The 12,354-nt window shown below is 70.9% G+C and carries 11 protein-coding genes; 5 read left to right on the top strand and 6 right to left on the bottom strand.

Annotation, left to right across the window (positions count from 1 at the left end; all coding sequences use genetic code 11):
• The first annotated feature begins 5 nt into the window (after window positions 1-5).
• Both lpxI and lpxB read left to right on the top strand, forming a co-directional pair.
• On the top strand, window positions 6-869 hold the full coding sequence (lpxI, locus tag P9K36_RS20015; RefSeq protein WP_278305859.1) for a UDP-2,3-diacylglucosamine diphosphatase LpxI: 864 nt from the start codon (window positions 6-8) through the stop codon (window positions 867-869).
• A complete protein-coding gene (gene lpxB, locus P9K36_RS20010) occupies window positions 866-2,044 on the top strand; it encodes a lipid-A-disaccharide synthase (RefSeq protein ID WP_278305858.1) in 1,179 nt (392 codons plus the stop codon). The genes lpxI and lpxB overlap by 4 nt, the downstream gene beginning before the upstream one ends.
• A gap of 9 nt (window positions 2,045-2,053) precedes the next feature.
• Here lpxB and P9K36_RS20005 read toward each other — a convergent pair whose 3' ends face one another.
• Together P9K36_RS20005 and P9K36_RS20000 are read right to left on the bottom strand one after the other, a co-directional pair.
• Window positions 2,054-2,728 carry a peptidase inhibitor family I36 protein gene (locus tag P9K36_RS20005; RefSeq protein ID WP_278305857.1) on the bottom strand — a complete coding sequence of 225 codons (675 nt, stop codon included), beginning with the start codon at window positions 2,726-2,728 and terminating at the stop codon, window positions 2,054-2,056.
• A 22-nt stretch (window positions 2,729-2,750) separates the two neighbouring features.
• Window positions 2,751-3,383 (bottom strand): 2OG-Fe(II) oxygenase, encoded by a 633-nt coding sequence (locus tag P9K36_RS20000; protein ID WP_043382815.1) that lies wholly within the window; start codon window positions 3,381-3,383, stop codon window positions 2,751-2,753.
• 290 nt (window positions 3,384-3,673) lie between these two features.
• Between P9K36_RS20000 and P9K36_RS19995 the strand changes: the two genes are divergently transcribed.
• A complete protein-coding gene (locus P9K36_RS19995; protein ID WP_043758785.1) occupies window positions 3,674-3,991 on the top strand; it encodes a hypothetical protein in 318 nt (105 codons plus the stop codon).
• Between the two features lie 149 nt (window positions 3,992-4,140).
• A complete protein-coding gene (locus P9K36_RS19990) occupies window positions 4,141-6,252 on the top strand; it encodes an ABC transporter ATP-binding protein/permease (RefSeq protein WP_278305856.1) in 2,112 nt (703 codons plus the stop codon).
• A 205-nt stretch (window positions 6,253-6,457) separates the two neighbouring features.
• Here the strand turns inward: P9K36_RS19990 and eda are convergent, their stop codons facing one another.
• From eda to P9K36_RS19975, 3 genes are all read right to left on the bottom strand, one after another.
• Window positions 6,458-7,093, bottom strand: a complete 636-nt coding sequence (gene eda / locus P9K36_RS19985; RefSeq protein ID WP_187294345.1) for a bifunctional 4-hydroxy-2-oxoglutarate aldolase/2-dehydro-3-deoxy-phosphogluconate aldolase — start codon at window positions 7,091-7,093, stop codon at window positions 6,458-6,460.
• Between the two features lie 22 nt (window positions 7,094-7,115).
• Window positions 7,116-8,942: a phosphogluconate dehydratase gene (edd, locus tag P9K36_RS19980; RefSeq protein WP_278305855.1), complete on the bottom strand. Its 1,827-nt coding sequence runs from the start codon at window positions 8,940-8,942 to the stop codon at window positions 7,116-7,118.
• Between the two features lie 339 nt (window positions 8,943-9,281).
• Window positions 9,282-10,403 carry a type II asparaginase gene (locus P9K36_RS19975; protein WP_278305854.1) on the bottom strand — a complete coding sequence of 374 codons (1,122 nt, stop codon included), beginning with the start codon at window positions 10,401-10,403 and terminating at the stop codon, window positions 9,282-9,284.
• Window positions 10,404-10,573: 170 nt separating this feature from the next.
• Here P9K36_RS19975 and P9K36_RS19970 point away from each other — a divergent pair, with 170 nt between their 5' ends.
• A complete protein-coding gene (locus P9K36_RS19970; protein ID WP_043350951.1) occupies window positions 10,574-10,792 on the top strand; it encodes a hypothetical protein in 219 nt (72 codons plus the stop codon).
• Window positions 10,793-10,895: 103 nt separating this feature from the next.
• Here the strand turns inward: P9K36_RS19970 and P9K36_RS19965 are convergent, their stop codons facing one another.
• A complete protein-coding gene (locus P9K36_RS19965) occupies window positions 10,896-12,215 on the bottom strand; it encodes an MFS transporter (protein WP_278305853.1) in 1,320 nt (439 codons plus the stop codon).
• Window positions 12,216-12,354 lie beyond the last annotated feature (139 nt).

Genomic DNA, 12,354 nt, shown 5'->3' with positions numbered 1-12,354 from the left:
GGGCCGTGACCGAGGCCGATCCGCACCCCGAGGGGGCCCTGGTCCTGATCGCCGGGGCCGGCCGGCTGCCGGAACTCGTCGCCGAGTCGCTGCGCCGGGCGCGCCGGCCCTTCCGCGTGATCGCCCTGCGCGGTTTCACGGGGGCGACCCTGCGGGCCAGTGCCGACGCCACGGTCGACCTGCTCGACCTCGCCGCCACCCTGAAGCTTCTGCGGCGCTGGGGGCCGGCGGTCGTGGTACCGGCCGGCGGCGTCTCACGGCCGAGCCCGGCCGCGATCCTCAATGCCGGAGCCGCCCTGCGCAACCGGGAGGCCCTGCGGGCGATCGCCGGCGGGGGCGACGACCGCCTCCTGCGCGCCGCCGTCACGCTGGTGGAAGAGGATGGCCACAGGGTCGTGGGCGTCCACGAGGCCGCGCCGGACCTGCTCTGCCCGGAGGGCCCCATCGGGCGCCAGATTCCGGATGCCGAGGCGGCCGCCTCGATCCGCGCCGGGCGCGGGGTCCTCGACGCCCTCTCGCCCTACGATCTGGGACAGGCTGTGGCCCTGGCCGGCGACCGGATCCTGGCCGTGGAGGGGCCGGAGGGCACCGATCGCATGCTGGCACGGGCGCGGGCCCTGGGGCGCCGTCCGTTCGGGTTCGGCCGGGCGATGCCCGCCACCGTGCTGGTGAAGGCCCCCAAGGTCGGCCAGGACCGCCGCATCGATCTCCCGGCCATCGGACCGCGCACCGTGCGCAACGCGGCCCAGGCAGGCTGCGTCGGCCTGGCGCTGGAGGCCGGCGGGACCCTGGTCATCGACCGGGTGGCCACGGCCGCGGAAGCCGACCGCCTCGGTCTCTTCGTCGTCGGCTACGGAGGGACGGCGTGACCGGCCGGCCCCGGACCATCTGGCTCGTGGCCGGCGAGGATTCCGGCGATCAGCTCGGCGTCAAGCTGATGCGGGCCCTGCGCGAGGCGGCGCCCGACGTGGTCTTCGGCGGCGTCGGCGGCGAGGCCATGGCAGAGGCGGGGTTCGCATCCCTGTTCCCCATCGATGACGTGGCGGTGATGGGCTATCTGCCGGTCCTCGCCCGGGCCCGGACCCTGCTCCGGCGCATCCGCGAAACCGTCTCGGCGGCGGTCGACGCCCGGCCGGACGTGCTGGTGATCATCGACAGTCCGGGTTTCACCCACGCGGTGGCGCGGCGGGTGCGCAAGGTGGCCCCCGGCATCCCGATCATCGATTACGTGTCGCCGAGCGTCTGGGCGTGGCGGCCCTGGCGGGCGAAGGGGATGCGACCGTTCATCGACCACGTTCTGGCCCTGCTGCCCTTCGAGCCGGACGCGCATCTGCGGCTCGGCGGGCCGCCCTGCACCTATGTCGGACACCCGCTGATCGAGCGCCTTCCGGAACTTCGGCCCACCGCATCCGAGCAGCAGCGGCGCGAGTCCGTTCCCTACAGCCTCGTGCTGCTGCCGGGGTCCCGCCGGTCCGAGATCGAGCGGCTGATGCCGGTCTTCGGTGCGGCGCTGGCGCGGGTGGCGGAAGGCCTCGCGGTCGAGGCGGTGCTGCCCGCCGTGACGCGTCACAGGGCGCTGATCGAGCGGTTTTCCGCGGACTGGACGGTGCCCGTCCGCATCGTCACCGGCGAGGCGCCGAAATACGCCGCCTTCCGGGAGGCCCGGGCGGCGCTCGCCGCCTCCGGCACGGTCACGCTGGAACTCGCCCTCGCGGGCGTCCCGATGGTCGTCGCCTACAAGGTCTCGCGGGCGGAGGAATTCATCGCCCGCCGGCTGATCCAGGTCCCGAGCATCGTGCTGCCGAACCTGATCCTGGCCGAGAACGCCATGCCGGAATTCGTCCAGGCCGAGTGCACGCCGGAGCGCCTGGCAGGCGCCGTGCGGTCGCTCCTGGCAGGCGGTGCGGGCCGCGACGCACAGCTCGCTGCCCTCGCCCGGATCGACGGGCTGATGCGGCTCGCCGCGAATGACACGCCGAGCCGGGCCGCCGCGCGCATCGTCCTGCGCGCCGCAGAGCGCCACGCGTCCGATCCGAGGGCGTGACGGGGCCGCTCAGCCGGCGCGGCGACTGCAGCGGGTGTAGGTCGATGTCCCGCGATTACTCGACCACGTCAGGTGCTCGCCATCCACCAGCAGGCGGACCTGCGACGACCAGCGCCGGCCACGGTCGCTGCACTCGGCGGCGGCGACCCAGGCGCTGCCGACCCGTCGCATGTCGTGGAAGAGGCAGATCGTGCGGCCGGCGCGGGCGCGATCCTGCGTGATCGTGGCCGGGATGTAGCCCCGGCGCCGGGATCGGGTCCCGCAGGCTTCGGGGGTCGGCCCCCAGACGCCGACATACTCGGCCGCCACGGGGGCCGGGGCGGGGTGCGGCGCCGGACGGGCATTCGCCGCGGCGCCCGGCATCGCGGTGGCCGCCTGGGGCGGCGGCGGCGCCGTGGGCGCCGCCATGGCGGTCTGGCCGGGCGGATCTTCCGCAGGAACAACCGGGTCGGGCGCGTCGAGCATCACGACCCGCCGCGCCGTGGCGCGCGGACCGGCGGCGCCCCCCGCGGAGGGGCTGGCCTCCGGCGCCGTCGGGCGAAACGGCAGGTCCTCGGTCAGGTAGGCCGCGCTGTAGGCGAACAGGCCGACCCAGCCGAGGACGAGGAGCGCCGGCAGGGCGAAGCGACGCCAGGAGCCGGAACGCGCCCCGCCGCCCGGATCCGCCAGCACGACCGCACCCATGGTCCGCCCCCTTCTCGTTCGATCAGCGGCCGAAGATACCCTTCAGGAACTGCGCCGTACGGTTGCGCTTGCGCTTGCGCTCCAATTCCGATGCGTCCCTGAGCCACGCGACCTGCACGACCCGACGCTCGCCCTCGAAGGGCTCGTGGCCGTGCCAGGAATTCTCCGCCCGCAGGAAGGCGAACATCGTGCCCATGGTGGGCGGCACCTCGACCGCGAAGGGCTCGTAGTTGCGCCCGTCGTAGAGCACCCGCAGGCGCCCCGCGGCCGGGGCGTCCCAGGCGTCGTTCATGTAGACGAGCAGCGTCAGCACCTTCGACGGCCCGTCGGTGTGGATCGAGCCGTATTTGAGCTGGCTGCGCCGCATGATCGTGGTCAGACGCGGGCAGGAGACGAGGTCGATGCCGAACTTCTCCCCGAGGATCTTGGAGAAGGCGTCGCTCTCCAGCTCGTCGATCAGCGCCTTGAACCGGCCCTTCAGGGCGACCTCGTCGACCGTGAGGTAGCCGGGCTTGGCGATCTCGGGGAAGTCGCGGCGGATGTCGTCGATCGCGTCGGGCTTCAGGACGTTGCTGCCGAGCGTGTAGGCGTAGGGCTCGTGGGAAACGGGCGCGGCGCGCACGGCGGAAATGTCGAGGATCGAGAGAGCGGACATCGCTGGGTCCCTTGACTCCGGCGCCGGTCGGCCGGCACGCCGGGCGCCGGAGACGCGTGCCGGAGGGCCGGTCGAGCCATCGTGCCCGGGTCGCCGCGCAGGCGTCCACGATCACAAATCTAAAGCGGCTTTCGGCAATCCCGGAATCTCCTAATCCGCCGATTGCGGCGGTCCGACGGCGAAAGCGGCCCGGTGGCGCATTCCGGTGACAGTCTCGGGCGGTCCGCTTGTGCAGGATGGTGCCAGACCCGCGGGCTTTCTTCCCGGGTGCGTACCGGAACCCGTTCCCGATGAGGCCGTGGGCCCTCGCCTTGCTGTTCAGCCACCTCGCCGTCGTTGCGGTCGGGTTGGAGGCCCGTGCGCAGTCGCGGCCGCCCCGCGGCTCGATGACGGCTCGCATGACCTGCTCCGAGGCCATGGCCCTGGTGAGGAACGAGGGTGACGTCATCATCGCCGCCGGGTCGGCCCCGGAGCGTTTCGTGAGCAATCCCGGCCAATGCAGCGCCTCCGAGATCGCCGAGCTGCGCTTCGCCCCCACGCGCGACAACCCGCAATGCCCGATCGGCTATCATTGCCGCGAGCCGGGCTTCGAGGAGTGGAACTGGTAGCCGCGCCGACCGCGTAAATCGCCGCACCGTCGGAACGTGACCAAAGTTTCACGCGACAGCCTGGGGCAAGTGCCACTATCTGGCCATCAGCCGGGGTCAAGGCCGCCGGTGGCGTCCCCAGTGGGCGCGCACGGATGGGGGATCGACGCGTGGCAGCACTCAGGACCGGACTGGGAATCCAGGCCGTGCTCACGGCTCTGGCCGCGCTGATCCTGCTGGCATTTCCCGGTATTCCGAGCCCGCCGCTCTATGTCTCGCTCGCCGGCTTCGCCATGGCGGGCATCCTGATCGCCGCGAACGGCATCTCGGCCTACCTGAAGGTCTTCGTCTCGGTTTACGGCGTCGGCTACCTGCTGCTGGCCGGATCGAAGACGATCGCCGCCATGGGCCTGCTGCCGCCGGTGATCGCGGCGCTTCTGCCGCCCGCCTTCGCCGCCACCGGTGCGGTGGTCTTCGCCGCCATCGTGCTCGGCATCTCGCATCTCGAGCCGATCCGGGCGATCACCAACATCGCCGACCCGTATTTCGCCAACCGCGACAAGCCCACCAAGGAGATCGGCCTGTTCCGCTGGTTCGGCACCACGGAGGGCCGGATCGGCCGCAACCTCGTGGCCCTGTCGATCTTCGTGAACTTCGCCGACGTTGCGCTGACGTTGCGGTTCAACTTCTTCTACCGCGACATCTACAACTCGCTTCAGGAATACGACGCGAACGCCTTCTGGTATCAGCTGCTCTGGGTGTTCGTGCCGCTGGCCACGCTGAACATCGCCATCGGCATGTTCGACCTGTTCGTGGATTCCTCGCTGCTGATCCGCTGGCGCACGTGGCTGACGCACAGCCTGTACGAGCGCTGGCTCGGCAACGGCACCCATTACCGGATCCCGTTCACCGACGAGGAGGCCGACAACCCGGACCAGCGCATCCAGGCCGACGTCAACAGCTTCATCGTGCAGACCACGACGCTGTCGATCCGGTTGCTGAGCCAGGCCGCGCAGCTCGTCTCGTTCATCGTGATCCTCTGGACCCTGTCGCGGGACTTCGTGGTGCCGTTCACCGACACGGTGATCCCGGGCTTCCTGGTCTGGCTGGTGATCGCCTACGCGGTGGTCGGCACGTGGCTCACCCACCTCATCGGCCGGCCGCTCATCGGGCTCGACTTCCGGCAGGAGCGGGTCGAGGCCGATTTCCGCTTCGCGCTGGCCCGTAACCGCATCTACTCCGAGCAGATCGCCCTGCTGCGCGGCGAGCGGGCGGAGGCCTCGCGGCTCTCGACGCTCTTCCACAGCGTCATCGACAACTACGTCGGGATCATCTTCCGCCGCATCAAGCTGATCGCCTTCACGTTCAGCTACCGGCAGGCGAGCGTGATCTTCCCGATGGTGCTGGCGGCCCCGTCCTTCTTCGCCAAGAAGATCACGCTGGGCGCCCTCCAGCAGACCTCGCAGGCCTTCAGCCAGGTGCAGAGTTCGCTGTCGTTCTTCGTGGATTCCTACACGACGCTGGCCGCCTACAAGGCCAACACCAACCGTCTCGGATCCTTCCGCCGGGCCATGACCAAGGCCGAGGCCCTCGAGGCCGCAGGCTACGGCTTGATCCAGGGCAACGAGAGCACGGGCGACGTCACCGCGCGCGGACTCGTCCTCGCCCTGCCGGACGGGCGCCCGATCGTGACCGCTGAAACGCTGACCCTGCCGCGGGGCGGCGCGACCCTGGTCACGGGTCCCTCCGGCTCGGGCAAGTCGACCCTGTTCCGCGCGATCGCGGGGATCTGGCCGTTCGGCAAGGGCCGGGTCGACGTGCCCGCCGGGCAGTCGGCGCTGGTGCTGCCGCAGCGGCCTTACATCCCCCAGGGGACACTGCGTGGCGCCGTGGTCTACCCGAACACGACCGATCAGTTCTCGGACGTGGCGATCAAGGATGCGCTGACGGCCGCCCAGCTGCCGCACTTGGTCGACCACCTCGACCAGACCGACACCTGGGAGCGGCGGCTGTCGGGGGGCGAGCAGCAGCGGCTGGCCATCGCCCGTGCGCTTCTGTCCAAGCCGGAATGGCTGTTCCTCGACGAGGCGACGGCCTCGCTCGACGAACCCTCCGAGGCGGCCCTCTACCGGATGCTGCGCGAGCGCCTGCCCGGGACGACGATCGTGTCGATCGGCCACCGCTCGACGCTGGACGCGTTCCACGAGCGGCGCATCACGCTGGAGCCGGAGGGCGGTGTGTTCGTGCCGCGGGCGCGGCGGGAGGCGTTGCCGGCGGAGTAGCGGGCGGCGCCGCAGCGCGCCTTCGGCGGCAGAGGGCTGCGAGCCTAAACGTCGCCGCCGGACGCCAGCGTCTCCGGGACAAGCGCGATCTTCATCCGCCGCACCGGCTGGCGGCGACATCTATCGGGATCGGCAGGAGACGCCGTATACGCCGCGGCTCTCCCTCCCCCGCGAGGGAGGAGGGACGCCCTTCGGATGCGGCGATTTAGCGGTGAGTTCCTGTCCGCAGCCCCGCAGCGGCCCGGGCTGCCTGCTCGATCGCCGCCGGATCGGGCGTGCCGGGCTTCACCACCCAGCTGCCGCCGACGCAGAGCACGGACGGGAGCGCCAGCCAGTCGGGGGCGGTCGCCTCGGTGATCCCACCCGTCGGGCAGAACCGCACCGCGCCGAACACCGCCGCGTGCGCCTTCAGCGCCTTGATCCCGCCCGCGGCCTCGGCCGGGAAGAACTTGAACCGGTCGAGCCCGTGATCGAGCCCGCGCATGATGTCGGCCGCCGTGGCGACGCCCGGCAGATAGGGGACGCCGTTGGCCTTGGCGGCGTCGGTCAGCGGGTCGGTGAGCCCCGGCGAGACGATGAACTCCGCCCCCGCCCCCAGGGCGTTCTCCAGGTCGCGGGGGTTGAGCACCGTCCCGGCGCCCACAACCGCGCCCTCGACCCGGGTCATCTCCCGGATGATATCGAGGGCGGCCGGAGTGCGCAGGGTGACCTCCAGGGCGGTCAGGCCGCCCTTCACCAGGGCTTCGGCGATGGGCCGGGCCTGAGCCACGTCGTCGATCACCAGGACCGGAATGACGGGCACGGAGCGCATCAGCGCGTCGATGCTGGTCAGATCATTCATGGTCGGCACCTCCTCTACGAACTCAGAGACCGGCGGCGGCGAGCATCGCCGAGGCGCCCCGCTCCGCCGTATCGGCCCCCTGGCGCATGAACGCGAACAATTCCCGACCGGTGCCCTGCGCCGGCTCCGGAGCCTCGGCCTCCGGCCGGGCGGCCAGCTCTGCCTCGTCGACCAGCACCTCCAGCAGCCCGTCCGCCGCGCTCAAGCGGACGATGTCGCCGTCGCGGATCCGCCCGATCGGACCGCCGCCCAGCGCCTCGGGGCTCAGGTGGATCGCGGCCGGAACCTTGCCCGAAGCCCCCGACATGCGCCCGTCGGTCACCAGCGCGACCTTGTGGCCGCGGTCCTGCAGCACGCCCAGCGGCGGGGTGAGCTTGTGCAGCTCCGGCATGCCGTTGGCCTTCGGGCCCTGGAAGCGGACCACCACCACGACGTCCCGCTCCAGCTCGCCGGCCTTGAAGGCTTTGAGCACATCGTCCTGGTCCGAAAAGACCCGGGCCGGTGCCTCGATGGTCCGGCGGTGCTCCTCCACGGCGCTGGTCTTGAACGTCGCCCGGCCGAGATTGCCCTTCACCAGCCGCATGCCGCCATCCGGCTGGAACGGGTTCGCGGGCCGGCGGAGCATCGCGTCGTCGAGGCTCTCCGGCACGGCGTCCTCGAAGACCAACTCCTCGCCGGCGAGCTTCGGGTCGCGGGCGTGGTCGCGCAGCGACTGGCCCGCCACTGTGAGGATGTCGTCGTGCAGCAGGCCGGCATCTAGCAGCGCGGCCATGACGAAGCTCATGCCGCCGGCCGCGTGGAAGTGGTTCACGTCGCCGGAGCCGTTCGGATAGACGCGGGCGATCAGCGGAACCGCGCTGGAGAGGCGATCGATATCCGCCCAGTCGATCACGATGCCGGCGGCGCGGGCGATGGCCGGCAGATGGATCGCGTGGTTGGTCGAGCCGCCGGTGGCGAGCAGGCCGACCGCGGCGTTCACGATCGCCTTCTCGTCGACGCACAGGCCGAGCGGCCGGTAATCGTTGCCGGCTGCGCCGATCTCGGTGAGCCGGTGGATCGCCGCCCGGGTCACGGCCTGGCGCAGCTTGGTGCCGGGATTGATGAAGGACGCGCCGGGCATGTGCAGGCCCATCATGTCCATCATCATCTGGTTCGAGTTGGCGGTGCCGTAGAACGTGCAGGTCCCGGCGCCGTGGTAGGAGGCCGACTCGGATTCGAGCAGTTCCGCGCGGCCGACCTTGCCCTCGGCGTAGAGCTGGCGGATCCGCTGCTTCTCCTTGTTGGCGAGGCCGGAGGGCATGGGCCCGGCCGGGATCAGGATCGTCGGCAGGTGGCCGAAGCGCAACGCGCCGATCAGCAGGCCCGGCACGATCTTGTCGCAGATGCCGAGGAGCGCAGCGCCGTCGAACATGCCGTGGCTCAGGGCCACCGCGGTGGACAGGGCGATCGTATCCCGGGAGAACAGCGACAGCTCCATGCCGGTCTGCCCCTGGGTGACGCCATCGCACATGGCCGGCGTCCCACCCGCCACCTGCGCGGTGGCCCCGCGCTCCCGGGCGAACAGCTTGATCTGGTCCGGATAGCGCCCGTAGGGCTGATGAGCCGAGAGCATGTCGTTGTAGGCGGTGACGATGCCGATGTTCATCACCGTCCGCTCGTCGCGGATCGCCGCCTTGTCCTCGCCGGAGGCCGCGAAGCCGTGGGCGAGGTTGCCGCAGGCGAGCTTGCCGCGCCGGACCCCCGAATCGCGCTCACGGGCGATCAGGTCGAGATAGGCGCGCCGGGTCTCGCGGGAGCGCGCCACGACGCGCTCGGTGACCGCCGCGACCTCGGGATGAAGCTCGGTCATTCTCGTTCCTCCAGGCTCGGTGCCGACGGGCGCGGGGCTGAGGCCGTGATTCGGGCTCGGTCCGGCGGCCGCGTCGGTGGCTGGTATCTAAGGAGTGCACCGCGGGATGTAACCCGGGCGGCGCGCGGGAGCGCCCGGCCATTTCGCGAGCCGGCGTCCGATTCCCGGCCTCATCCTGAGGCGCCGGGGCGCTCCAGGCATCGGGCGGCTCGCCGGAGCGCTCCTGCGAGGCGACGTCGCCGCACCTCAGAATGAGGCGCGGCTGATGGGACCGCCCGGGTTGCAGCGGCGCCGGAATCCGCGCCTGCGACCCGGGCGGCACGCGTCCGTCGCCGACCCTCAATACTCCCAGAAGATGCGCTGCAACTCCTTGGTGTCGGTCGTCTTGGTAAGCGCCACGGCCGCCAGGACCTTGGCCTTGGCGGGGTTCAGGTCGTGGGCGACCACCCAGTCGTACTTGTCGTCGGGCTGCTCGGCGTTGCGCAGGACGAATCCGTCCGGCACCCGTGAGGAACGGATCACGAGCGTCCCCTTGGAGCGGATGTCCTTGAGCTTGTCGACGAGGTAGCCGGGGACCGAGCCGTTGCCGGTGCCGGCGTTGACGATCGCCTTGGCGCCCGCCTGGACCTCGGCATCGTAAACGCCCGGGATCATGTTGCCCGAGCCGTAGACGATGCCGACCAGCGGCAGGCTGTCGATCTGGTCGATGTCGAATTCGGAGCTCATGTTGTGCCGCTTCGTGAGCGAGCGGAAGAAGTAGGTCTTGCCCTCGACGACCATGCCGAGCGGGCCCCATTGGCTGTAGAAGGCGCTGGGCACGATGTTGGTCCGCTTGTTCACGTCGCGGCCGGACTGGATGTAGTCGTTCATCGTCACGGTGACGCCCTGGCCGACCGCCTCCTTGCTGGCGGCGACCGTGACGGCGTCGAGCAGGTTGAGGGCACCGTCCGCCGAAATCGCCGTGCCCGGCCGCATCGAGCCGACCACCACGATCGGCTTGTCGCTCTTCACCACGAGGTCGAGGAAGAACGCGGTCTCCTCCAGGGTGTCGGTCCCGTGGGTGATGACGACGCCGTCGACGTCATCCTGCTTCAGAAGCTGGGACACGCGCTTGCCGAGCTGGACGAGCTGGGCGTCGGTGAAGCTCTCGGAGGCGATCTGGAAGACCTGCTCGCCGCGGACATTGGCGATGGTGTTCACCTGCGGCACGGCCGCGATCAGCTTGTCGACCGGCACCTTCGCGGCCGTGTACGTGGCGCTGTTGGCGGCATCGGCGCCGGCGCCGGCGATCGTGCCGCCGGTGGCGAGGATCACGACGTTCGGCTTCTTCACCGCTGCGGCGGTGCCGGACTCGGGCATCTCGCGGGCGCCGAGGGGAGCCGCCCCGAATCCGCCGGCCAGGGCCAGGGCGAAGATCGCTCCGCACAGGGGTAGGGCCGCACCGCTTCGGCAGGAGAACATCGGAAATCCTCGATGGTGGACGGGAGGACGAGTCGGACTCGACGCGGGGATGGTAGCCGCGCCTCGGTCCGAGGCAAGGATCATGCAGGGCTCGGAGATGCAGGGCGCGGCGGATCGTTACGCCCGCTCGGGCGTTAGTCGGGGTTGTTGTCCGCTCGGAGGTAAGCCCCATGCTGAATCTCGCCGGCCTGCTCGAGGAACTCGAGCGGAGCGAGCCCGCACGGGCCGCGATGTCGATCCTTGAGGCGTCCCTCGCCCGCCGCTCGGTAGAAGAGCAGGGGGCCTTCTGGCGCGCCGTCGACATCTACTACGTCTCGCGGAAGGCCCCGCCGGAGGCGACCGACCCGGCTACGGCGACGGCTGCGCCGGAGCTGGCCGCGGTGTCGTAAGGCCCGGCCGACAGGAACGGCGCCGCTTCGGGCTTCGCCTGCGGCGCCAGGCATCGACACGGACGGTAGAAGCCGTCGTGGCTTCGGGGGCGAAGCGCCGCGTTCAGGCGCGCACCGGCACAGCCGGGGTCCTGTCCCCGCCGCTCTCGGGCTCGCTGCCCGCGCGCACCGCGCCACGGGTCTCGGGCATCAGTGCGAAGTACAGGACGAAGCCGAGCGCCGCGATGGCCGCCAGCGCCAGGAAGGCGGTGGAATAGCCGGCGGACACGATGATGACGCCGGCGAGCGTGGCGCTCAACGAGGCGCCAATTCCCTGAGCCGTGGCCACGGCGCCCTGGGCCGCGTTGAACCGGCCGCCGCCGCGGGTCAGGTCGGCCACCACGATCGGGAACAGCGCGCCGTAGACGCCGGCGCCGATCCCGTCGAGGAGCTGCACGCCCACCAGCCAGAACGGGTTGTCCGACAGGGTGTAGAGCACGCCGCGCAGCGCCAGGATCCCGAAAGCGGTCAGGAAGATCGGCTTTCGGCCGATCACGTCGGCCTTGGCGCCCACGAAGATCGCCACCGGCACCATCACGCATTGCGCCGCTACGATGCAGACCGCGATCAGCGACGTCGCGTGGTCCTTGCCCGACAGGTGCGTCAGGAGCTGGCCCACCGAGGTCAGCATTGCCGCGTTGGCGAGGTGGAAGATCGCGCAAAGCACCGCGAACAGGAGCAGCGCCCGGTTCTGCAGCAGGGTGGCGAGGCCCGAGGGCTTCTCCTGCGCCTGCTCCTCCTCCTCGGTCATGCCCCGGGCGAGGTCGTTGTCGATGGCGTCGGCCGGCACCATCAGCATGGCGCCGATCGAGAGCGCCGCCAGGATGCCCATCAGCCAGAACACGACCACGGGCCCGAAGAAATAGGCCAGTCCGCCCGCCAGCGCCGCGGAGACCGCGTTGCCGGCGTGGTTGAAGCCTTCGTTGCGGCCGATCCGCTTGGCGAACATTTTCGGGCCGACGAGGCCGAGGGTGATCGCGGCGAGCGCCGGAGGGAAGATCGTGCCGGCGACGTGGGCGATCGATTGGGTGGCGGTGACGAGGTAGAAGTTGGTGATGAACGGCAGGACGAGGCAGCTTGCCGTCACTGCGATGGCACCGCCGATCACCACCGCGCGCTTGTGGTTGGTGGCGTCGATCAGCGCCCCGGCCGGCGTCTGCGCTACGAGGCCAAGGATCCCCGCAATGGTCATCACGAGGCCGGTGGTGGCCTCGTTCCAGCCCTGGTCGGGACCGCGCACGGCGATCAGGTAGATGGCGAGGTAGGGGCCGAGGCCGTCACGCACGTCCGCGAGGAAAAAGTTGAGCGCGTCGAGGCCGCGCAAAGCCTTCGCGGAGGTGGTCCGGCTGCCGCGCGCGCCCGCGCCTGTCTCGATCCTGTCCATCCCGCCGCGATCCCCCGATCGACGAATGGCCCGGTCCCCATCCGGGCCGCGCCGTCGCATGCGGGGCTCGACGCCCGCGCGTGCCAACGGTTCCCGGCCGCGGCAGTCCTCACGCCGGATGTGAACGCTTCTCCGGTCC

Origin of the sequence: Methylobacterium sp. 391_Methyba4 (assembly GCF_029691625.1) — a bacterium.
Lineage (GTDB): Bacteria > Pseudomonadota > Alphaproteobacteria > Rhizobiales > Beijerinckiaceae > Methylobacterium > Methylobacterium fujisawaense.
Note: the sequence above shows the minus strand (reverse complement) of the source record. Positions and strands in the feature narration are given on the sequence as shown.